21 protein-coding genes are annotated in these 22,393 nt (G+C 60.6%); 5 read left to right on the forward strand and 16 right to left on the reverse strand.

Annotated elements, in window-relative coordinates:
• From FN369_RS08030 to FN369_RS08065, 8 genes are all read right to left on the reverse strand, one after another.
• Positions 1–1,201: PDZ domain-containing protein (locus tag FN369_RS08030; protein ID WP_178087754.1), on the reverse strand; the 1,201-nt coding region annotated here is incomplete at its 3' end.
• Entirely contained in the window at positions 1,198–2,469 is a 1,272-nt protein-coding gene (gene serS / locus FN369_RS08035; protein WP_142525649.1) for a serine--tRNA ligase, read from the reverse strand. The genes serS and FN369_RS08030, both read right to left, overlap by 4 nt.
• 17 nt (positions 2,470–2,486) lie before the next feature.
• Positions 2,487–4,061, reverse strand: a complete 1,575-nt coding sequence (locus tag FN369_RS08040; RefSeq protein WP_142525650.1) for an Rne/Rng family ribonuclease — start codon at positions 4,059–4,061, stop codon at positions 2,487–2,489.
• A gap of 195 nt (positions 4,062–4,256) precedes the next feature.
• Positions 4,257–5,429, reverse strand: a complete 1,173-nt coding sequence (locus FN369_RS08045; protein ID WP_246189625.1) for an FtsW/RodA/SpoVE family cell cycle protein — start codon at positions 5,427–5,429, stop codon at positions 4,257–4,259.
• A 5-nt stretch (positions 5,430–5,434) separates the two neighbouring features.
• Positions 5,435–7,486 (reverse strand): penicillin-binding protein 2, encoded by a 2,052-nt coding sequence (gene mrdA, locus FN369_RS08050; protein WP_142525651.1) that lies wholly within the window; start codon positions 7,484–7,486, stop codon positions 5,435–5,437.
• Positions 7,483–8,085, reverse strand: coding sequence for a rod shape-determining protein MreD (gene mreD / locus FN369_RS08055; protein WP_142525652.1), 603 nt, complete (start codon positions 8,083–8,085; stop codon positions 7,483–7,485). Before mreD ends, mrdA begins: the two co-directional genes overlap by 4 nt.
• A 216-nt stretch (positions 8,086–8,301) precedes the next feature.
• A complete protein-coding gene (mreC, locus tag FN369_RS08060) occupies positions 8,302–9,195 on the reverse strand; it encodes a rod shape-determining protein MreC (protein WP_246189626.1) in 894 nt (297 codons plus the stop codon).
• A 57-nt stretch (positions 9,196–9,252) separates the two neighbouring features.
• Positions 9,253–10,293: a rod shape-determining protein gene (locus tag FN369_RS08065; RefSeq protein WP_142525667.1), complete on the reverse strand. Its 1,041-nt coding sequence runs from the start codon at positions 10,291–10,293 to the stop codon at positions 9,253–9,255.
• A gap of 229 nt (positions 10,294–10,522) precedes the next feature.
• On the opposite strand from FN369_RS08065, the gene FN369_RS08070 reads away from it, so the two are divergent.
• Positions 10,523–11,284 (forward strand): type I 3-dehydroquinate dehydratase, encoded by a 762-nt coding sequence (locus tag FN369_RS08070; protein WP_142525653.1) that lies wholly within the window; start codon positions 10,523–10,525, stop codon positions 11,282–11,284.
• On the opposite strand, the gene FN369_RS08075 is transcribed toward FN369_RS08070, so the two are convergent.
• The 3 genes from FN369_RS08075 to FN369_RS08085 all read right to left on the reverse strand — a co-directional run bounded on the left by FN369_RS08075 (position 11,191) and on the right by FN369_RS08085 (position 14,923).
• The gene (locus FN369_RS08075) at positions 11,191–12,504 is read right to left on the reverse strand and encodes an NAD(P)/FAD-dependent oxidoreductase (RefSeq protein WP_142525654.1); all 1,314 of its coding nucleotides are present in this window, start codon (positions 12,502–12,504) and stop codon (positions 11,191–11,193) included. The two genes, FN369_RS08070 and FN369_RS08075, sit on opposite strands and share 94 nt — an antisense overlap.
• A gap of 75 nt (positions 12,505–12,579) precedes the next feature.
• A complete protein-coding gene (locus FN369_RS08080; RefSeq protein WP_142525655.1) occupies positions 12,580–13,722 on the reverse strand; it encodes a hypothetical protein in 1,143 nt (380 codons plus the stop codon).
• A gap of 337 nt (positions 13,723–14,059) precedes the next feature.
• Positions 14,060–14,923: a chorismate mutase gene (locus tag FN369_RS08085; protein ID WP_142525656.1), complete on the reverse strand. Its 864-nt coding sequence runs from the start codon at positions 14,921–14,923 to the stop codon at positions 14,060–14,062.
• Between FN369_RS08085 and FN369_RS08090 the strand changes: the two genes are divergently transcribed.
• A complete protein-coding gene (locus FN369_RS08090) occupies positions 14,922–15,170 on the forward strand; it encodes a hypothetical protein (RefSeq protein ID WP_142525657.1) in 249 nt (82 codons plus the stop codon). The two genes, FN369_RS08085 and FN369_RS08090, sit on opposite strands and share 2 nt — an antisense overlap.
• A gap of 441 nt (positions 15,171–15,611) precedes the next feature.
• Here FN369_RS08090 and trpS read toward each other — a convergent pair whose 3' ends face one another.
• A complete protein-coding gene (gene trpS / locus FN369_RS08095; protein ID WP_142525658.1) occupies positions 15,612–16,574 on the reverse strand; it encodes a tryptophan--tRNA ligase in 963 nt (320 codons plus the stop codon).
• Positions 16,575–16,655: 81 nt separating this feature from the next.
• A complete protein-coding gene (locus FN369_RS08100; protein WP_142525659.1) occupies positions 16,656–17,141 on the reverse strand; it encodes an NYN domain-containing protein in 486 nt (161 codons plus the stop codon).
• A 289-nt stretch (positions 17,142–17,430) separates the two neighbouring features.
• Here FN369_RS08100 and FN369_RS08105 point away from each other — a divergent pair, with 289 nt between their 5' ends.
• The 3 genes from FN369_RS08105 to FN369_RS08115 are packed head-to-tail and all read left to right on the forward strand — an operon-like array spanning position 17,431 to position 20,417.
• Complete coding sequence (locus FN369_RS08105; RefSeq protein ID WP_142525660.1) at positions 17,431–18,987, forward strand: Do family serine endopeptidase; 1,557 nt, start codon at positions 17,431–17,433, stop codon at positions 18,985–18,987.
• Positions 18,988–19,022: 35 nt separating this feature from the next.
• Positions 19,023–19,529 carry a 3-hydroxyacyl-ACP dehydratase FabZ family protein gene (locus FN369_RS08110; RefSeq protein ID WP_142525661.1) on the forward strand — a complete coding sequence of 169 codons (507 nt, stop codon included), beginning with the start codon at positions 19,023–19,025 and terminating at the stop codon, positions 19,527–19,529.
• Positions 19,530–19,532: 3 nt separating this feature from the next.
• Positions 19,533–20,417, forward strand: a complete 885-nt coding sequence (locus FN369_RS08115) for a type III pantothenate kinase (protein ID WP_142525662.1) — start codon at positions 19,533–19,535, stop codon at positions 20,415–20,417.
• On the opposite strand, the gene FN369_RS08120 is transcribed toward FN369_RS08115, so the two are convergent.
• From FN369_RS08120 to FN369_RS08130, 3 genes are all read right to left on the reverse strand, one after another.
• Positions 20,320–20,805, reverse strand: coding sequence for a YajQ family cyclic di-GMP-binding protein (locus FN369_RS08120; protein WP_142525663.1), 486 nt, complete (start codon positions 20,803–20,805; stop codon positions 20,320–20,322). The genes FN369_RS08115 and FN369_RS08120 overlap by 98 nt on opposite strands.
• Before the next feature lie 70 nt (positions 20,806–20,875).
• Positions 20,876–21,520, reverse strand: coding sequence for a LysM peptidoglycan-binding domain-containing protein (locus tag FN369_RS08125; RefSeq protein ID WP_178087755.1), 645 nt, complete (start codon positions 21,518–21,520; stop codon positions 20,876–20,878).
• The coding region (locus tag FN369_RS08130; RefSeq protein ID WP_246189627.1) for a helix-hairpin-helix domain-containing protein at positions 21,510–22,393 on the reverse strand (884 nt) is incomplete at its 5' end. The genes FN369_RS08125 and FN369_RS08130, both read right to left, overlap by 11 nt.

The raw sequence follows: 22,393 nt of genomic DNA on the forward strand, positions 1-22,393 counted from the left end.
CGAGCATTCCGCAGCCGTTGCGGCGGAGGTCGAGCACTACTCCGGAGACGCGCTCTTTTTCCAGACGTTTGAGCAGCAAGGCGACGTCATCGCTGCACTTCTCATAGAAGCCTGGGAGTTGGACGACGCCGAATCGCTCGGCAGGACGCCCCGGCTCTTCGGGGCGCTCGTAGACGAACGCCTTCGCATGTTGTTCGGTGAGCTTGACCACATCGCGCGAGAGCGTGATCGATCGGCGAACCGACTCGTCCGTGGCATCCGCCGGGATCACGAGAAGAGTCACCTTGGTGCCTCGCTCCCCCCGAATCTGCTCGACGACCTTGTTGAGCTTCATATCGACGACGTCGACCGGCTCGCCGTGCTCCTGTTGGACGGCCACGATCCGATCGTTGGGTTTGAGCCGCTTATCGAGATCGGCGGGGGCGCCGGGGACCAAACTGACGATCTTCGGGTATCCGTCTTCGGATTTCAACACGGCCCCGATCCCGGTCAAAGAGAGCTTGATGCTGTTGATTTCGAAGTTCTCTGCTTCGCTCGGCGATTGATAGTCCGAATGAGGATCATAGGCGTGCGCGAGCGCGTTGAGGTAGTAGTCGAGGATCTCCTCCGTGTCCGCCTCGCGCATCTCCTTAAGGAAGCGGCTGTAGCGCCGGGCGACGGTCTTCCGGGTCTGCGCCGGATTCTCTTTCGCCAGCAAACCTTGCAGAAGCTCGAACTTGACCCGCTTCCTCCACAGTTCGCGAGCTTCCGCTTCATCCTTTGGCCAGGGGAGCTTGCTCCGATCCGGGCGGTAGGTTTCTTCCTTCGAAAAGTCGTGGGGTTGCGAGAGGAGGGACTCCACCCCGCGCTCCTGCTCCGCTGCGCGGATCAGGAAGCGGTTGTAGATGTCCAGAGCCGGAGAAATGTCCTCTCGTCGGGTATAGTCCCCGAGAGTCGTTCCGTACTTTTTCTCGAATTCGTCGATGTCCGACTGCAGAAAGATCGTATGGTTGAAGTCGAGAGCATCGAGGTAGTTTCGGAGGAACACCTCGGAAACATGCTCATCGAACGGCTTCTGGGAAAAGTGGGCTTGTTGGAGGAAGATCGCCACGAGCTTGGCGACCTTGCCGCATTGCGTCTGATCGAGCTCGGCTCGCAGCGGAGCAGGTGCAAGTGCCAAGAGCAGGGCCGGAAGCCAAACGAGACGGAGAAGCTGCCTCATACGAACTCCTTTGCATAATAAGCGCGAAATGCTTCGGGGAGCAACACCCGGCCGTCCTGCTCCTGGTGATTTTCGAGGAGCGCCGCCATGAGGCGGGGGAGGGCTGTTCCGGATCCGTTGAGAGTATGGCAGTAGCGGAGCTTGCCCGCCGGATCGGGCTTGCAACGCAGATTCATGCGTCGGGCCTGAAAGTCTTCAAGGTTGCTGCAAGAGGAGACTTCGAGCCATGCTCCCACTCCCGGAGCCCAAACCTCCAGGTCGTAGCATTTCGCCGCCCCGAAGCCCATGTCGCCCGTGGAGAGCAGTGTGACTCGGTAGGGAATCCGCAGCAGCTGGAGGACCGTTTCCGCGTGATGGACGATCTCTTCCAATGCCTCGTAGGAATTCTCCGGCCGGGTGATCTGCACAAGCTCGACCTTTTCGAATTGATGCAGCCGCAAGAGGCCGCGGGTATCTTTCCCCGCGCTCCCCGCTTCCCTGCGGAAGCAGGGGCTATAGGCGACGTAACGAAGCGGGAGCGAGGATTCCCGAAGGATCTCCTCCCGGTGGAGATTGGCCAGCGCAAGCTCTGCGGTCGGGAGGAGGTAGAGATCGTCGGCAGGGATATGGTACATCTCCTCGGCGAATTTCGGCAGGTGGCCGCTGCCGACGGCTACTTCTCCGCGCACGAGGAAGGGAGGCCAAATCTCGGTATACCCATGTTCCCGGACATGCAGATCGAGCATGAAGCGGATGAGCGCCCGCTGCAACCGCGCCCCCTCGCCGCGGAAGAGAGCGAAGCCGCTGCCGGCCAGCTTGACGGCCGCACGGAGATCGAAGAGCCCTCGTATTTCTCCGATCTCCCAGTGGGGTTTGGGCGGGAAAGAAAACTCGCGGGGGATTCCCCAGGAGCGGATCGTCCGATTCGCCTCGGCATCGGCGCCGACCGGAACGCTGGGATGCGGAAGATTGGGAAGGAGCAGCAGAAGATCCTTTACTTCCGTTTCGAGCTGCTGCCGGCGGCGCTCTTGTTCCTCGATCGCCCTGCCGACCGCTCGCATCTCCTTCAATAGGTCTTCCGAGGGCTCCTCTTTTCCGCGACGGAAGCCGATCTCTCGGCTTACCTGATTGCGTTTGGCTCGCAGCTCTTCGACCGAATGGATGATGGCTCGGAGCTCCTCGTCGCGGTGAAGCAGACGGCGGACCAGCTCCTCGTCTCCCCGTCCCCGGGTCTTGAGGCGTTCCTGGGTCTCCTGGGGATGATGGCGGATCCAGTGAATGTCGAGCATGGGGAAAGGGAGACGGATTAGGAAATCTCCTCGCCGGTGATCGCGTTGAGGAGGGTGAATTGTTCGGCACCGAGCCGCGAATCGGGCCGAAAATAGAGCTTCCCCTGCAGCCGGCGCTCGAGATCGAGCAAGAGCTCTTCGTCTTCGGTCTTCAGCCGTTCGAGGCTCGAAGGATGAACAAGAACTCGCAGCTCCTTGATCTCTGGATGGAGGCGCATGGCGCGGACGATGGCCCGTTGGATTTCGACGCTCATGGTTTCCGGCGATTTCACCATCCCGCGCCCATGGCAAGCCGGACATGGGACGTAGAGTGAATGCCGGATGCTTTCTTGTACCCGTTGCCGCGTCATCTCCACGAGGCCGAAGTCCGACATCGGCAGGATATTGGTTTTTGCCTTGTCCCGGTGGACGCACTCCTTGAGCTTCTGGACGACCGCTTCCCCTTCGCGGCGGCTCTTCATATCGATGAAATCGATCACGATCAACCCTCCGATGTTGCGCAGACGCAACTGACGGGCAATTTCCTGTGCGGCCTCCATGTTCGTCTGAAAAATCGCTCCTCCTTGCTCGCGTCCCCCACGGGCTCGCCCCGTATTGACGTCGATCGCGACGAGCGCCTCGGCTTCGTCGATCACGAGGTAGCCGCCGCTCGGCAGCTCGACCTTTCGGCCGAATGCATTGTCGATCTGCTTATCGATGTTGAGACGCTCGAAGAGGGGAATCGGATCCTTGTAGGAGAGGATCTTTTTTTCGGATCGGGAAGAAATGCGAGCGACCATCTCTCGAATGCGTTTTGCTTCCTCCTCATCATCGACCAGGATGCGGGCGACATCCTCGGTGAGAAAATCCCGCACCGTTCTTTGGACGAGGTCCGGTTCTTCGTAGACGAGGCTCGGCGCGGGAAGGGAACGGATTTTGTCATTGATCTCCTGCCATTGCTGGAGAAGGAAGGCGAGATCGCGGACAAAATAGCGAGCCCGCGCCCCCTCTCCGACCGTGCGGAAGATCAACCCCATCCCTTCGGGGACTTCCAACGAATCGAGAATCTTGCGGAGCCGCGCCCTCTCCTTCGGATCCTCGATCTTTCGGGAAATCCCGAACTGCTCGGTAAACGGGCTCAGCACAAGGTAACGGCCCGCGAGGCTGATGTTGGTCGTCACGCGGGCGCCCTTGGTGCCGATAGGACCTTTGGTCACTTGAACGACCACCTCGGATCCGGCAGGGTAGATTTTCGGGATGTCTTCGGCCCGAGGTACCCGTGACTTGTTCTTGCGCTTACGCCGCTCGACCGTTTCAAAATTCGCGTCGAGCGCGGCGGGAATGGCGTCCCAATAGTGGAGGAACGCGTTCTTCCCCACCCCGATGTCGACGAAGAGAGCCTTCAGGGCCGGCTCGACATTGTTTACTCGCCCTTTGTAGATGTTTCCCGCGATCCCGCGCTGCTCGCGCCGTTCGATCGCCAGCTCCTCGAGTTGGCCGTCCTCCAGGAGAGCAACCCGGTATTCGAGCGGTTCACAACTGATCGCGATCTCTTTTCTCTCTGTATTCGACTGCTTCAGACGAACCCAACGTCGGATCCGATCGAAAATCATAAACTGTTTCCTTCCTGTTCTGCCCTCTTCTTTGCCTGACGCCAGCGGTACGGAGGCTTTTGGACGAAGGGCGTTTTTGCGAGTTTTGCCGGAGCCGAAAACCGGAGAGCGCCGTCGGCTCGTCCGGAAGGCTTCGTTCCTCGACTTCGGCGGCGAGCCTCTTTGGGATGGGAACGAAAACACGAAGGAGTCTCGTCAGGGCTCGCGAAAATCGGTTTCTTTGGTCTTGCGATGGATCCATACGCTTTCCACTAGGCCCAATCCTGCCAGGCAACTGATCAGGAAGGTTCCTCCATAGCTGATGAAAGGCAAGGGGATGCCCGTGATGGGCACAACCTTGATGGTCATTCCGACGTTCACGAAAATGTGCGTGAAAAGAATCGTGGCGATGCCGACGGCCACGGCGCGCCCCGCTGGCTCCCGCGCACCGAAGGCGATGCGGAGGCAAAGCAAGAGAAGCAGGCACTCCCCTACGATGACCGCCGCTCCTCCGAAGAACCCCCACTCCTCTCCGACCACCGAGAAGATAAAATCGTTGTAGGCGATATTCTTGGGAAGAAATCCGAGCATATTTTGCGTCCCCTGGAGATACCCCTTTCCGGTCATGCCCCCGGAGCCGATCGCGATCAGCGACTGATTGATCGTCCAGCCGGCCCCGAGGGGGTCGAGGGTCGGGTCGAAGAATGTGCGGATTCGGTTCATCTGGTATGGCTTGAGTCCCGGAATATCCCAACCGAGCTTGCCCACTCCCAGATAGGCGTAGGCGAGGACCCCGACGAGACCGAGCACACCGAGAAAGACGTACCGCATCTTCAAGCCACCCACAAAAAGGATCGCGAAGCAGAGAGGCAAAAATACCCCTGCGGAACCTAAGGCCGGTTGCTTCAAGACCAGAATGGTGGGGATCGCCATCGCCAATAGTAGGGGCGCCGCGAAAACGATGCCTCGGCTCTTTGCCCGGTCTAGCCACCATGCCCCGAAGAGGACGAAGCCGACCTTTGTCAAATCGGCGGGTTCGATGCTGATCGGACCGACCCGCAGCCAACTCTTGGCTCCGTTTACCGTCTGTCCGACCACCAGCACGAGGAAGAGTGCTGGAAGGGAGGCGAGGAAAAACAGCCAACCCCATTTTACCCAGAGGCGGTAGTCGATGAAGGAGAGGAGCAGGAATACTGCAATCCCGATGAGCAACCAGACGGTCTGGGAAAAGGCGGCATTGCGGAAATCCTGACTTTCGCTCGAGTAGGTCGCGCTATAGACGACCACGATCCCGAAGGCTGACAACGCGAGCGCAACCGCTAAAAGGGACCAGTCGAACCGCGCCAACTTCGTCAAAAAACCGAGCCGATCGTTCTCCTCCATGCCCATCTTTCTTATCCCTCATCCGAGGAAGAGCTCTCTTGCGAATCCTCCTCTTCGCGAACCGGAGTGGCTTGGCGAACTGGCTGCGGGGTGTCGTTCTTGGGCTGAATTTCCGTCAAGCCGTTGAAGTTGCCCCGGGCCGGGGTGAAATAGACGAGTTGCGGGCCGGTGCCGTTTCGCTCCAACGCCAGAATCCCCTCCAGGATCTTATGCACGATTGGACCGGCCGTCGCACCTCCCCCGATGCCGCCTTCCACCATCACGCCGACCACGTACTTGGGACGCTCGTAGGGAGTGAATCCGATAAACCAGGCCCGGACGTCGTTGTAGAGCTTTCCGTTCCACCGTCGCTTCGCCTGAGCCGAACCGGTCTTTCCGGCAATGGAGACGCCCGGAATCGCCACGGAATGGCCGGTTCCGCTTTCGACCACGGCGAGGAGGCCTTTGCGGATAGCATCCAGATCTTGCGGGCGCATGCCGAGGTCGGCACGCGGCCGAGGGGGAATCGACGCGAGCTGACGGCCTTGAGGATCGGTGACTCCCACGACGAGTCGGGGGTAGAGCAGCGTCCCGCCGTTGGCGACCGCGCCCATTAGGAGGACCATCTGCAAGGGGGTTACTTCCAGGAACCCTTGGCCGATGGAGAAATTGGCCGTATGGGCCGTGGTCCATCGCTCCATGGGATGATGGATCTTCATCCACTCTGGTCCCGGAAGGATGCCTGGGGACTCACCGAGATAGGGGAGTCCGGTGGGCTCCCCGAAGCCGCAGAGCGCGGCCATCTCGTCGAGATGCTTGATCCCGGTGCGGATCCCCACCTGATAGAAGAAGGTGTTACACGAGTATTGGAGCGCCTCTTCGAGAGTGATGTTCCCGCGCCCGGTCTTGGTCCAGTCGTGAAAGAGGTGGCCGCCGATGTCGATCGCGGCCGGGGAGTAGATTTGGGTCTTGGGAGTGATCGCGCCGTACTTGAGGGCGGCAAGCGAAACCAGCACCTTGAACGTGGAGCCGGGGGCATAGGCCGAGACGCTCCGGTTGAGAAGGGGTCGTGTCGGATCGGATGTGAGCCTCTTCCAGTCTTCCTGGCTGATTTTGGGGACGAAGCCGTTGGGATCGAAGTCGGGGACGGAAGCCATCGCCAAGATATCTCCCGTATTCGGATCCATGACGATCGCCGCCCCGCGACCCACCTCGCGGAGTGCTTCCTGGACGATCGCTTGAATTCGCGCATCGAGAGTCAGATAGACCGAAGCACCAAGGTTCGGGCTCGTATAGCCCTCCTCGGCGACGATATATCCTCGGTAGTTGACCCGGAGAATCCTGCCCCCCGGCTTCCCTTGCAACTGACCGTCCATCAATCGCTCGACGCCGATGCGGCCGATCGTCTCCAGGTCGCTGCCGTCGGGGCCGATGCGCTCCTTGTCACCCGGCGGACCGACATACCCGAGAATGTGCGAGGCGAAGGCGCCGAAGTTGTAATGTCGTACCGGGCGTACCGCGACGTCGATCCCGGGGACGCCCAGATTTTGTTCGGCGAATCGCGCCACGGTCACATAGCTCAGCTCCGATGCGAATCGAAAGGGCACGTTCGGGCTGGTGAAGTAGTGGCGCTGGAGCTCCTTCGGATCGAGTTTGACTTCCAAGTGGAGAGCATTGGCGATGGGAATGAGATCGGTCATGACCACCCGATAGATATCGGGTTCCTTGCGAAGCAGAGTGGCCCCGCCCATTCTCCGCTCCACCTGGATCCGGGGAACGCGGCCTCGATGGCGCTTCGGATAGTCGCGCACCAGTTGATCGAGGTAGAGGTCGATTTCGTAGGTGGCGCGGTTCTCGGCGAGGGCGATTCCATTTCGATCGAGGATCGGCCCGCGGGCACCATCCAGACGGAGGGCGATGGTGGTCTGATTGCGCAATCGACTGGCGTAGGTCTGCCCTTCGACCACTTGAAGAACCCAGAGACGGGCGATCAGAAGCGCCAAGCAAGCTGTAATGACCAAGGCGACGATGCCGACGCGGAGTTTGGCCCGATAGGGAGGAGGAGAAGCGAGAGGATCCCTCACAACAGTTCAATCTCCAGCAAGTCGTCCCCTTTCGCGGGCGAGGCATTGGGCCGCAGCAGCCCCCAGCTCCACTCAAAAAGCCATCCGACCGGAAGGGCGACGATCGCGGTGAGCAAGGAGGCGATCGCGAACCCACCCCAGGCCGTCGCGGACCAAAGCCATTGGCGGTGCTCCAGTAGGTGGACGATATATGCCGTGCCCAGAATCACGAATGTGGCGAGAGCGGCGGTCCCCGGGAAAAACCAGATGCTTCGCAGCGATAAGCTTTGGCGCAGCACGGAAACGAGAATGCAACCGAGTGTGAACGCAAGCAAGCATGGACCGAGATGGCCCGCAGTGAGCAGATCGCGCCAGAGTCCTGCTGCGGCGGCAAGGCCAAAGGAAGGAATCAGGGGCAGCCGCATGGCCGCGTAGGCAATCAGCATGGCCGGCAGATCCGGCTTGGCGAAAGTCAGGGGCAGGCTCGGGAGAATCATCTGCAACGGAACAGCGACGACGCAAAAGAGGAGACAGAAAAAGGCGGGGATCGCGCGGAGTAGCTTCTCGAGGATTCCTGCGCCTACCGAGCGTAGCTTGATTCCGTCGGCCGCCATTCTCATCCAGCCGTCCACTCATCCCCGCGATCCGAAGAGCCGAGGCCGCAATTCAATCCGAATCCCCTTCTGGCAGCTGCTGTCGTAGTCCCGGCCTCTCGGGCGAATCGTCGAGAACCCAATCGAGGGCAAGCCACCCGCATCGTTCCGTTTTCCATATTTTCTATAGCGCCTAAAGCTAGGGATAGCAATGGAAAGAGGGTTGGACGGAGAGCCGCCCTCCTACTTGCCTGGCAGAACGACGAACATTTCCGAAAGCTGTGTGAGATCGACTCCGGGTTCCACCGTGGCCTCCCGATAGAGCCCGAACGCGCGCGAGGCTTCCAAGGGTAGAACCTGCGTAATGCTCCCCACATAGAGTCCGGCGGGGAAAACTCCCCCGAGACCGCTCGTCAACACCCGTTCCCCGGCGGCCACCTGGGCGTTCCTCGGTAGATAGATCATCCGGGCATAGGGCTTATTATCCGCCGAAGTCCCCGCGCCGACCACCAGCCCTTGATCCTTGGAGACTTCGCTTATGGCGGAAATCTTGCAATTCTCATTGGTGATCAAAATGATTTGTGTAAGATTGCGTGCAACGATTCCGGTCTTTCCGACGACCCCGCGAGGCGTGACGACTGGAAGATCGGAAGAAAGCCGACTCTCATCGCCCCAGCCGATGTCGACATAGATGTTGCTCCACCAGTTCGAGGGATCCCGGCTGATCACTCGGCAGGAGAGTAAGCGAAACGAAGAGTTCTGCCGGAAGGAGAGCATTTCCCGCAGCCGGTCGTTTTCTTCTTGCAGGTGGCTCAGATAGCTGTTCTGCATCGCCAGCTCGGCATTGCGGACGCGCAGCTGCTTCAGCTCGGTCTGGATCTCCGTCAGGGTCTTCGTTCCCAGCTCGAAATCCTCCCAGAACTTTCTGGTTCGATCCCAGACGGAAAGGAAGGGCGAGGCCATTTCCAGCCCGACCTTGTGCATCTCTCGCTCCCATCCGCGAGGCAGGGCGAGCCCGATCAACAGAAGGAATAGGGAAGCAGCCCCGAGATAGAGGGGTACTCGGCCTATTCCACGGCGAGGCTCGACCGACTGCTCTCCACGGGTAGAAAGCGGCGAATCTTCGTCAACCGGCATGATGGAACGATAATTCCGAAACCGCAAAAAGGCAGGATTCGGATAGTCACTTTCTCTCTAACGGCGGCCTTGGGCTCGGGCTACCTTCTTGAGGACGGAGTACTCTTCGAGGACCCTCCCTGTTCCCTCGGCGACGGCGCTCAACGGGTCTTCCGCCACATGCACCGGCAAGGAAGTCTCTTCCGTAAGGAGCCGGTCGAGACCCCGCAGGAGGGCACCCCCTCCGGCCAAGACCACCCCTCTCTCCAGAAGATCGGCGGAGAGTTCCGGGGGACACCGTTCCAGAGTAATTCGGACCGATTCCACGATGACGGACAAGGGTTCCATCATCGCTTCCCGCACCTCCTGCGAGGTGACCGTCAAGGTTTTCGGAAGACCGGCAACCAGATCCCGCCCGCGCACTTCCATCACGGTCTCCGTCTCTAATGGGTGGGCGGAGCCGATCCGCATCTTGATCTCTTCGGCCGTGCGCTCTCCGATCATCAAGTTGTACGCCCGCCGGAGATAATTGGAGATGCTCTCGTCGAGCTCATCGCCCGCTACGCGGACGCTTCGGGAGTAGACGATGCCGGAAAGGGAAATGATGGCCACTTCGGTAGTCCCGCCCCCGATGTCAACGATCATGTTGCCGGAAGCCTCGTGGATGGGAAGGCCGACCCCGATGGCAGCCGCCATCGGCTCTTCCACCAAATAAACCTCACGAGCTCCGGCATGGCGGGCGGACTCCTCGACGGCTCGTCTCTCGACTTCGGTGATCCCGCTTGGCACCGCGATCACGATTCTTGGCCTCCGGAAGGAGATCTTTGTTTGCGTTTTGCGGATGAAAGCCTTGAGCATCTCTTCGGTGAGTTGGAAGTCCGCGATGACCCCGTCTTTCAGCGGGCGGATCGCCTGGATGTTCCCCGGCGTGCGGCCCAACATCCGCTTGGCCTCCCCGCCGACGGCCACCACCTGTTTGGTCGATTGGTGTACGGCGACAACGGAAGGTTCTCGTAAGACGATGCCCTTTCCGCGGATATAGACCAGCGTGTTCGCCGTTCCTAGATCGATACCGATGTCGTTCGAAAGGGCGAAAGATGCCCAATCCGACGGACGGATCGGCAAGGCGCGGACCTGGTTGTTGCGTTCCGGAACGGAGGGAGCTTCCTTCGCGGAAGCGGCGGAGTCGAGTAGTGGAGGATTGTTCACAAGCGCAGCGATAGCTTGAAAAAAAAAGGGAGGGATTGCTAGAAAAAAGGAGGCCTCCGCAAATCTACCGCGCTCGGGCCGCCGAAAGGTGTTGGTCGAGGGCTGGTTGCTCCCGACCGGTCGGGCGACGACGCAATCCATGGAAACGACGCTTCAACCGCAGGAGGGCAGTCTGGAAGGTTGGCTGCAGGGTCCGTGGGTCGTCGGAACCGTAACGACGGCTCGGGGTTTGGCCTTCCTGAAGGCCGGGACAACGTCCGCTCGACTCGTGGAAATCCGCCTCGACTCCTTGCTCGAAGGGGGGGTACCCCTTTCCGTCGTACAGGCCGGCTTGGCCGAGAGGATTCGGCCGGCGCTTCTGACGTTGCGCCTTCCAGAAGAAGGGGGGCGTCGGCGATGGGCGGAAGGGGAAAGAGGGAAGCTTCTCGACGAGCTGTTCCCTCTGATCGACGGCTTGGATATGGAATACCGTTCTCTTTCCGAATTGCGAGAATGGTGGGAACGCGCCCGTTCAGGGAAAAAATGGCGGATTCTCTCCGTTCATTGGCTGGAGGGGAGCCCGGGGGGAGATCGCATTCTCGACCAGTGCTCCTCCATGGAGCGCGAAGCGCCCGACTGGGCGAAAATCGCCCTCCGTCTTCGGGAGCCTGAGGATCTTCGATCGCTGGTGCGGGTCTTGCTTGAACGTCGATCCCAGGCTTGGGCCCTCATGGGAGTCGGCCCATGGGCCGGGCTCTCCCGTATCGTTTTATCGGCCCTGGGAAGCGAGCTCGTCTATGGCTATCTGGATGAGCCGGGAGCTCCCGGTCAACCTTCGGTCGAAGAGCTATCCGACGGACTGCGCCGCGTCGGGCTCGCCGTTTCTTCCGAGGGGAGGATGATGCGGGCTCCGAGGCCGTAAGTCAGGTACGACCAAATCCACTCGAAGAGCACGACGGCCTTGTTTCGAAATCCGATCAGAAAGACCAAGTGGATCGTCAACCAAGCGATCCAGGCGGCAGGACCGTTGAAGGTCGCCTTCCCGATCCAAGCGACTGCGGAGGCGCGCCCGATCGTGGCCATCATCCCCTTGTCACGATAGCGGAAGTGAGGTCGCTTTTCGGGGGGAGCGGACCCGAAGGAAAGCGCGTTCGCCACGAGATCCGCGACATGGCGGCCCATCTGCATCGCTGCGGGGGCGATGGCGGGAACGCCTGGAACCGAAACCATGTCGCCGATCGCGAAGACGTTGGGATAGCCGGGCAAGCTCAGATCGGGATGGACGAGTAACCTCCCAGACCGGTCGTGTGGCGCGGGGAGGGCAGCGGTAAGAGGATGTGGAGCGATTCCGGCCGTCCAGACAATATTGGCGGCGCGGATCGTCTCGGTAGGGAGAACCACCGATCCTTCGCCGAGATCTCGAACCGGGCTCAAGAGCCGGACGTCGACGCCGAGCTCTCGCAATTTCCGTTCCGCGACGCGTCCCAGCTTTTCCGGAAACTGGTTCAGGAGACGCGGACCGGCTTCGAGCAGCAGGATTCGTGCTTTTGTCGGGTCGATGCGGCGAAAGTCGCGACGTAATACGTGGCGGGCCAACTCGGCGATCGCTCCCGCCAACTCGACTCCGGTCGGTCCGCCTCCGACGATGACCACCGTCAGGAGCTCTTCCCGTCGATCCGCGTCTTCCGTGCATTCGGCTTCCTCGAACGCCAGCAGGAGTCGGCTGCGAATCCGGTGGGCGTCGGCTAGGGACTTGAGACCCACGGCGTGCTCCGCCCAACTCACTCGACCGAAGTAGCTGGTCGTGGCTCCGAGCGAGAGGATCAGCGAGTCGTATGCCACGGCACTCCCTTCGAGCAGGACAAGCTGCGCGGAGAGGTCAAACCCTTGGATGTTCCCCATGCGGACTCTGATCTGCGGATAGCGTCGGAGGATCGAGCGGATCGGAATGGCAATATCCGGACCCGAAAGTCCCGCGGTCGCCACTTGATAGAGCAGAGGCTGGAAGAGGTGGTAGTTCTCCTTGTCGATCAGGAGGATCTCACCCGAGAGGCGGCTCCGGGAAAACCGTTCTCCCAAGGTCCGGGCGGCGGTCAGTCCTCCGAAGCCGGCCCCGCAGATCAGGATGCGCGGGGAACTCATAAAACAAGAGCTCCTTCCTGTAGCTCTCCCGTTTCGCCGTTACGATGAGCGGCCTCGACGGCGCTTCCCGAAGGCCTACAGGCCTTGCCACAGCAAATGGACCGGAAGAAAGCTGTCCGCCCGGACGATGATTTCCGTCTTCGCGTAAGGAGCGATCGAGAACGGGAAAAGGCTCCAATATTCCTGACCTCCCTCTTCCGTCACCAACCAGAGGAAATAGTGGCCGCTTTGGAAGCGACCATTCTGTTCGAGCCGACGCCATTCGAAATGGCCGTCCGAAGCGACGGGAATCGTCGTGAGGATGGAATGGCGCGGAAGCTGGAGAAGCTGTTTCTGGAAAGTGGCTCGTGCCGCCTCCGCTTGCGCCGTCGCGGCCGAAAGCTCGTTTTGATTCATCGCAAGCTCTTGTTGCAGAGGGAGGAGCTCCTCTTCGGAGTCAGTAATTCTTCCCTCAAGGAGTGAGATCTGATTCCGCATTTCCGTCACTTTCGGTGCCACTTGCGCCTGGAGCTCTTCGGTCTTCTTTTTGAGCGCCTGCTGCTTCTTCTCGTAATCGCTTTGAAATTGATGCCAGATCTTGAGTCCTTCCTCCGCCCACTTTCGCTCCTCGGTCACGTTGACGGATGGAGGGGCCGAGTAGAGTGCGACCTCGAAGGCGTTAGCCCAGGCTTCCGGTGCGCGGATGGCGACATCTTTCTCGCTGAGCGGAAGTCCAATCTGCTTGCTTCGCTCAAGGAAATTGGACTCGATGTGCGCGACCATCGCGTCATATTCCTTTTCCAAAGCGGCTCCCTCGGTGGCCCAGAGTTCCTTCCCCTTCTCTTCCGCTTCTTTCCCCGTGCTCTTCAGCTCTTCTTCCGCGGCATGGAGTTGCTCTTTCAAAAGTCGGACGCGTTCCTGTTGGGCGACGAGGTCGGACCGTACACGTTGGAGGTTGTTTTCGCAGTTTCGGACCGTCTGCCGGTAGGGCTCGACGGAGCTTCCGCAATCACGCCATAGGGCGCGAACATCCCCCGAAAAATCGTAGACCACGTAGGCTTTGGTCGGCATGGGGAGCTTGCCGGGCAAAATCTGCCCCTCCACCTGGGTTTCCCGCAGCGAGTAGTAGGTTCCGAATCCGGTGGCGCCGACCGCGCTATAAAAGAATACGCGGGCGAAAATCGCCAACCAGACCCCACGACCGATCTTAGGTTTTGACGCCTTTTCCTCCGCGAGCACCTCCTCGCGAAATTCTGCATCGGAAACGGCGGTCGACTGTCGGGTGGGGGACGTTTCCCGTTCCCAGTTGCTCGAGGGAAGGAACGGGTCGAATTTCGCCGAACCCGCGTCTGGCGGACTGGACGAGCCCTCGCTCTTGGCTGCAGACTCTTCTGGGGCCGATCTGGATAAAGAACGGGGCGGACGATGCGTTCCCCTCCCCGCCGTCATCCAGGGAGGGAGGTTGTTTCTCGATGCCGCTCGGGCCGGGGCCCGCCGGTTGTTCCGGGTCTTGGCAGCCTCCGGACCGGAAGGCCGATCCCCCTTGCCGGATCGATTGGTCATAAAAACAGTTCGCCTACTCTACCACAGAGAGAGGGTAAGCTCCTAGACGCACGATCCAAGCGGAATCGCCACAGATTTCTCGGCAGCCCTTCCAGAGGATTTCCAGGGGAGGGGGATCGAATGCTTCCCATAGACGAACGAAAAGGCCCTTGCCCGGCGCTCCTTCTGTCTCCAGCCGGGCATCGGTCTCTTTCCAAGGCGTGCCGAAGCGATCGCGCCACTGGTCGATCGCCCCCTGCGAACAGCCTCCGACGAGAAAGACCGCTTTTCGGCCTTTTGAATCTTCTTGTGGCTGCGGGGGTTCGGCTTCCCGCTGGACCATGTAGAAGCCCGAGCGAACCATCGGGTGGTCTGCAAGCGTGCGGGGGGGATCGATTTCGCCGCAGACGCTCAAGAGACGAGCGTTGTCCGTCCTTCGTTCGAAGGAGGAGAGATCGAGGAGCTTCTTCTTGGGAAGAATGAGAACGTCGATCGTTCCGCTCTGCAGGAGTCGCCCGCCCTCTTTCGCGGATCGAATCCTGCGATATCCGTCGGAGGTGCCGAAGCGCTGTTGAGCGACCAGCAGACCGGCGGCCCCGCAGCAGCAGCCGATTCGGAGCAGGCCTTGCTGCGCGCGCGAACTAGAAAAGATTTCCTGAAAGATCGCGCGAATCCCCTGTTCGGAGAGAGAGCCGGGATTCCGTTGGATCAGATCGGCGATGACGGCTTCTTCCCGGATCGGATCGAAAATGAGCTGGGCTTCCCGACGCTTGCGTTCGCCGATTTGTTTCGCGATCTCCATCCTCCGATTGAGCAGCGCCAGAATCCGATGATCCACCTCATCGAGCCTTCGGCGGAGCCTTTCGATCTCGTTCTTCGGATGGGAACTCTTATCCATGAAACGTCTCCCTTTGGGGGCGAATCCAGTTCCGGAGCTGCGCAGAGTTCGGGAGCTCTTCGCAACGGCGCGATCCGACCGATTCGAAGACCATCGAGGTGGTTTTCCAAAGGATGGGACCACCCAGGAAGTCGGGAGGGCTGCCGGAGGAGATCGACTCTCTTTCCCTCGGGAGAGTCCCGCTTGCGCCCTGGGCGACTCCTCGGTTCGCTTCGAGGCGAAAGGCGAGACGAAGATCTTGGGATAGAAAAGCGCTTCTCATGCCGCCGAACGTTCCATTGCGAGACCAATCCTTCCGAAGGGCCGAGTCTGCTCGCCTCGAATCCCCCGAGAGCGGCCGAGCTTGCGCATGGCCGCGAGGAGGATTCGAGCGAGCCGTTGGCCGAGAAACTCTTCGAGCTCTACCCCCTCTTGTCGATTCGACCGAAAGCGCGATTCGCCGAGCCGTCGCTCTTCTTTCCCGACATTGGGCGCGGAGGTCGGAGGAAGCCTCCGGATCGGCCGTTTCCCTGGCTGAAGGAGCTCTCCCCGTTGGGAAACAAACGGGGGTAAGAGCTTCCGGGTCGAGAAGCGCCGCCAGGCCTTCGAAAAATGGGAGGGAGATCCGACAGCCTCCTTCCGTCGCGATGGGATTTGTCGCTGCGTCCATCTGAGTGCGGCTCCCTTCCGCCGCTCGGCAACCATCTTCCTAGAGAAGTCCAACGGCTCGTCGTGCCGATTCGAGTGTCGGAGCCGCCGCCGCCCGTGCCGTGCAAGCGCCTTCTTCCAAAATCTCCTCCACGAGGCCCGGTTTGGCTTTCAGCTCCTCGTATCGTTCGCGGAAAGGCGCTAGGAAACGTTCCAGCTTGGAGAGAAGCTCCTTCTTGAGGGCGGCGTAGCCGACGCCGCCGCGCCGCATGGCGGCGATGAACTCCTCGAGTTCTTGCGGCTCGCTGACCAGGCGATAGAGCGAAACGAGCACGGAGCCGGCGACGGGCTTCGGTTGGTCGACAGGGGTCGAGTCGGTTCGAATGGACATCACCCGCCTACGGAACTCTTCTCGGTCGCCGAAGAGCTCGAGCGTGTTTCCGTAAGACTTCGACATCTTTTGGCCGTCGATCCCCGGGATGATTGCGACGTTTTCCGCGATATCCTCCTTCGGCACGACGAACACCGGCCCGAAGGTTTGATTGAACTTCACGGCGAGATCGCGGGTCACTTCCAGATGCTGTTTCTGGTCGACGCCCACCGGGACGAGATCCGCTTGGTAGAGGAGGATGTCGGCCGCCATCAGGACCGGATAGGCGAAAAGAGCGTGTGTCGGCGCGATCCCCTTGGCCAGCTTATCCTTGTAACTATGGCATCGTTCCAGGAGACCGACGGGGGTCACCGTGGAAAGGAGCCATGTAAGCTCCAGGACTTCCGGCACCGCGCTCTGGCGGAAAAAGACGGCGCGTTTCGGATCGAGCCCGCACGCCAGGAACGCGAGGGCCGCTTCCCGGATGTTTCGACGCAAGGCGTCGGGGTCCCCTACGCTGGTAAGGGCATGAAAATCGGCGATGAAAAAGAAGGTTTCTCCCTTTTCTTGCCATCGGATTCCTCGCTGCATCATGCCGAAGAAATTTCCGAGGTGAAGAAATCCCGATGGTTGGATGCCGGAGAGGATGCGCATGAGGGAGGAATCTCCGCAGTACAGTGAAGTCGAATGTTGCAGCTTTGCCTTACCGGGCGTTGCGACCTTCTCGGGCGGGGATCACCAGCGAGCTTTCCGATGAATGCGCACCAACGCTTCTTCCACGTTTTCCCGCTGCTCCTCCAACTCGGAGGAGAGCCATTCGGGCGAAGAGCACCAAGCGCCGAGCGCTTCGACGCTCCGCCTTTCCGCCTGGTCCGCCGTAATCACAGTCACCCGCTCTCGATCCCTCTGTTGTGAGACGAAAGCCTCGATCAGAGAATCCGCCGTGCAATCGGGAGTCGAGTAGGCGACCACCATCTCCCCCGATGCGGGCTCGATCCGCTCGCGCCGGGAACCGAAGCGCCCGTCGAAAACGAGGATCACCGACCAAGCTCCCGAGTCGTGGAGCTGCTGCAGCCAGCCGGCAAGAAGGCGGCGAGCCTGATTGGGAGAGCGGGTGTGGAGATCCCGCAGCTCCTTCCAAGCGAAAATCACGCTGTGGCCGTCGACGACCAGCGCCGGAACGGCGGCACGTTCCTGAGCGACGGAAGCCTTGGCCTTCATCTCCTCATTTCTTTCCTTGCGCAATCGGCGTCGCCGCCGCCTTCTCGCGTTTTCTCTTAAGATAAGCCTTGCGGCGCCTTCGCTTTTCGAGCTTATTCCATTGTTTGCTCACGATACCTGTTAGTGGGCTTGACCAGAGCCTCTCTGTCAAGGCTCAACTGCTTGCGAAACCCCTCCATTCCTTCTTGAGGAATGTCGTCTGCTTTATCGCTTGAAAGGAGAGCGGGTTTTCGTTCAACCTCAACGGGCAAATCGAAAGTTTGCCCAAAATAAACCCACCCATTCGCGCATGAACTCATTTTGGCATGTAGGCGTTTGCCTAGCCGTACTCGCAGATTGTTTGCTTTTGTTTCCCAGCCGTTCGACGGCGGAGGCTCAGTGGCTCTCCTTGGCGAGCCCCTCGAAGCCGACCAAAGAGGCGTCTTTCTCCATCCAAGTCGACGATGCCGCGCTGCCCCGACAGGGCGTGGGTCTTCTGACCAGCTTCGCGCCTGTCGTCAAGAAAGTGGTTCCGAGCGTAGTGCAAATCACGACCACCCAACGGATCAAGGCACCCGAGGGTTGGCCTTTCCCATTTCCTCCCTTCTTCAACGAGCCTCCCTTTCGTCGCTTCTTCGGTCCTCCCGAAGGGGACGATCAGGGAGGGAGGCGGCAAACGCCGTCGCAGCCGCCTCGTTCCCGCCGGCAGAGCGGGCTCGGCTCCGGGGTGATCGTTTCACCGGACGGCTACATTTTGACGAACAACCATGTCGTGGAGGTTGCCGAGGAAATCAAGGTTCTGGTGGGCGAGGCGAAGCAGGAATATGCCGCCAAGGTGGTCGGAAAGGATCCATTCAGCGACATCGCCTTAGTCAAGATCGAGGCGAACGGGCTGCCCACGGCCGTTTTTACGGATAGCGACAAGGTCGAGGTGGGGGACATCGTCCTGGCCGTCGGCAATCCCTTTGCGCTCAGTCACACCGTGACAATGGGGATCGTGAGCGGGAAGGGGCGCAAAGATGTGGGCATCGAGGAGTACGAAGACTTCATTCAGACCGATGCAGCGATCAACCCGGGAAATTCGGGCGGAGCTCTGGTCGACGTCGAAGGACGGCTCGTCGGGATCAACACGGCCATCGTGAGCCCCGGCCGTGTCGGAAATCTCGGCATCGGCTTCGCGGTTCCGTCGAACATGGCGCGCTACGTGATGCAGGAGCTCGTGACCCATGGGAGGGTGATTCGCGGCTTTTTGGGCGTCACGATTTCGGAAGTGACTCCGGAGTTGGCGCGAGCCTTCAAATTGCCCGAGCCGATCGGAGCCTTGGTCGAGCAGGTGACTCCGGGAGGACCCGCCGCTCAGGCCGGCATCAAAGATGGGGATGTGATCATTGGATTCAACGGGCAAAAGGTGGTCGATCCTCGAGTCTTTCGTTTGGCCGTCTCGCAGACGCCCCCCGGATCGAAGGTTTCCTTAAAGATCTGGCGGGACGGGAAGGAGATGACGGTGCAAACCGTTCTCAAGGAGCGACCGAACGAGCCGGTCGCCGGCGGAGCGCCGCAGGGAGGATCGGAGCAGGGCACATTCCTTCCGGGAGTGGAGATATCGGATCTCAACAGCGCTGCGCGGCAGCAGTTGGAGATTCCCGCCGAAGTTCAAGGCGTCTTGGTTACCAATGTCGACCAGGAATCACCGGCCGCTCGTCCCGGCCGGAACCAACTCCAACCGGGCGACGTGATCCTTCAAGTGAACCACCGCTCTGTTCATACGGTTCGCGAAGCACTGGAGGCGGTCAAATCGGGGCAGGGGGACGTCCTCCTACAAGTCTGGTCTCGAGGGATGACGCGGTTTGTCGTGGTAAAACGTTAGCGAGTCGCGGCTGAAGAGCGGGAAACGACTCGAGGATGGGAGAACCTGGTCCTGCGCGCGCGGCTCCGGTGAGGGAAGCCACGGAGAGGGTTTTCTCCCGCGACCAGATCGAAAAGCTTTTACCGCAAAAGCCTCCATTTCTTTTTTTGGACGAGGCGGTCGTCGAGGCACGCAGGGTGCGAGCGAGCTATCTGCTCCGAGGAGCGGAAGACTTTTTTCGCGGTCACTTTCCGGGAAATCCGACTACCCCGGCTGCGATCGTCTTCGAGGCCCTCGGTCAAGCGGGGTGTCTCTGGCTTCGAGCCGCAGGAACCAAGGAAACCCCTGGGGAGATTCTGTTTGCGGCTTCTGACGGCGCCCGCTTTTTTCGGAAGACCGGCCCCGGGGATCGTCTCGAGCTGGAGATGCTCGTCACGGGGACCTTGGGGAAGGTGGCCACCTTCTCCGGGAAAGTCTTCGTCCAGGGACGAGAGGTCGCGCGGGTGAAGCGGCTTACGCTGATTACTCTCGAGCGATCGCCGGGGACAGAGGAAAAGTCGTGAGAAATGGCTCCTAGCTTTCTTGTTGTCGACGTCAGCAATTCGTTCACCAAGATTGCCGCCGTCCGGTCGGGTCGCCTCTGCAAACCGGAACGGAGAGCGACGGCCGAAGTCGACCGCTCCTTCGCTCTCTCCTTGGCCGCACGAGATTCGGAGATGCCGTTGGTCCTGGCGAGCGTGGTTCCTTCGCGGACCGAGATCTTCCGCACGGTCTTCTCCCGTCGACTGTTCCTGGTTCACGGAAGAGCTCCGCTCGGTTTCCCCATCGACTATCCCAAACCTGCCGAGATCGGGGCCGATCGACTCGCCAACGCCGCCGCCGCACTCCACTTCTGGAGCCCTCCGGTCGTCGTGGTCGATTTCGGCACGGCAACCAACTTCGACATCGTCGACGGCTCGGGGGCGTTTTGCGGCGGAATCATTGCTCCCGGCCTCGACCTGATGACGCGCTATCTTCACGAGCGGACCGCACTCTTGCCGGAGGTGCGTCTGAGCGAGCCGAAGCGGGCCTTCGGCCGGAGCACGGCCGAAGCGATCCGGGTCGGGGCGATCTACGGATATCGGGGGATGATCCGAGGTTTGCTCGAGGGGATCCGCCGGGAGCTCGGTGGCGATCGATGGACCGTCGTCGCGACCGGCGGCCATGCGGCGCTGGTCGCGCGCGGTCTGCCCGAAGTATCCGGGGTGCGGCCGAATTTGACCTTGGAAGGGTTGCGCATCCTGGGCCAAAGATGGCTGTCGGCTGGCGATCGGAGGGAACGGCTGCCGCCGGATCCGAGCCCGGGAGCCGCCGCTAATCCCGAAGGTTGCGAAAGGAGAGAGAAAAGGGGAACTCCTTTCCCCGGAGCGCCGCGATCACCTGTTGGAGATCATCCCGGTTCTTCCCCGTGACGCGAACCTGCTCCCCTTGAATCTGCGCTTGCACCTTCAAGCCTACTTCGCGCACGGCTTGGGTGACACGCCGGGCGGCGTCGGAATCGAGCCCCTGTTTTACGACGAGTTCTTGGGAAGCTCTCCCCGTCGATGAGATCAAGGGAGCCTTGATCTCGACGTTCTTCAAGCTGACGTTGCGGCGGGCGAGCTTCGCCAGGAGGATCTCTCGGATGACCGAGAGCTTGAACCCATCGTTGGCCCGCAAGTGGAGGATAGGGCGCTCATAGTCGATCTCGGCTCCCGCCCCTTTGAGGTCGAAGCGGTTGGTGACCTCCTTCCGCGCCTGGTTCAGCGCATTTGCCACCTCTTGCTCATCAACTTCCGAAACGATATCAAACGAAGGCATCGACTCAATTTCTATGGGAAACGTGAGGCGAGCAACCAGGAAAATCCTTTTCCGGTTGCAGCTCGACGGCTCAAGGGGCGGGCGGAGAGTTTGGGGCGGTCCCAGCCCGCCTCTTCTTTTTTACAGCTCCCTTGGGAATGAAGAGCTTTTGCCCTGGACGGAGAGTCTCTCTTCGAGAGAGACCGTTCGCCGCGCGGATCTGCTCGGCGGTCACGGAGACCCCGCTCTGCCGATAGGCTTCGGCGATCGCGGAGAGGGTGTCGCCGGCTTGCGTCTTGTAATAATATCCAGTGACGACCTTCGCATGCGGGTCTCCGCCGCCCGCGCTTCCCGGCTCCGGTGGGGAGGCGTGGGCGCGGGCGGGGTTGCCTTCGGCTTTTGTCTTCCCGGGCTCCGGAGCGGAGGCCGAGGCTTGCGCGAGCCGTTCGTGGAGGTGCCGAAGCTCTTCCTTCACCTGGGAAAGTTCCTGTTGCAGGCGTTGGAGCTCGCGGGTGTGTCCCTCGACCGTCCCCTCGATCTGATCGAGCGTATCCGAGGCTCGGAGCACTTTGCGCTGAGCCTCCTCTTCGTCCTGCCGCCGAATCAACTCCGGTTCCTCCGACAGGGCGAGAAGCTTTCCTCCCCAAAGCAAAAGGCCGAGCAGCAAGCAAACCCAGGTCCGTACGATTCCTCTGGGGCGGAGGGAGAAACGGAAGTCGGTTGCCTTAGGGCGCATCGTCGTCATGCATGCTTCCTCCAACCAGCAGCCTTTCGAGCTCGCTTTCCGAGATCTCTGCCACCCCGTATCTTCTGGCCTGCTTTTGCTTGGAGCCGGGATCTTTTCCCACGACGAGAAAGTTCGTCTTGCGCGAGACGCTCTCCGAGACTTTCCCTCCCGCCTCCCGAATCCTTTCTGCAACCCGCTCCCTCGGCTCCGAGAGCGTCCCTGTGATCACGAACGTCTTCCCGTGCAAGATCCCTCCCGTTTCCGAAGGGCGCTTTGCCTCCATGCTTACGCCTGCTTGCCGGAGTCGGAGAATCCGCTCCCGGTTCCGCGGCTCCCGGAAATAGGTGGCGACGCTGCTGCCGATGACCGGACCGACATTCGGGACTTTTTCGAGCTCCTCCGCCGAGGCGTTCCAAAGACGGTCGATCGTTCCAAAGTGAGAGGCCAACGCCTCGGCGGCGGTCTCCCCGACATGGAGGATCCCCAAGGCGAACAAGAGCCGTGCCAAGCCACGCCCCTTGCTTTCCTCGATTGCGGAAAGGAGATTGGCAGCCGATTTCTCCCCCATGCGTTCGAGCGGAAGCAGATCGGCAAGGGAAAGTTGGTAGAGGTCGGCTACGTCCTTGACCAATCCTTTGTCTACCAATTGGTTGATGATGACTTCCCCTAGGCCCTCGATATCCATGGCTCCGCGACGGGCGAAGTGGCGGACCATCGCCTTGAGTTGCCCGGGGCATTTCGGATTTGGACAACGGAGAAAGATTCCTTCCCGGCGGAGGAGAGAGCCGCATGCGGGACACTCCCTCGGAGCCTCGATCTCTTGCTCTCTTCCCGTCCTGGCTGAAGGATCGACCCCGACTACGGCGGGGATGACTTCGCCCG

It is taken from the genome of Methylacidimicrobium cyclopophantes, from assembly GCF_902143385.2.
Classification (GTDB): domain Bacteria; phylum Verrucomicrobiota; class Verrucomicrobiia; order Methylacidiphilales; family Methylacidiphilaceae; genus Methylacidimicrobium; species Methylacidimicrobium cyclopophantes.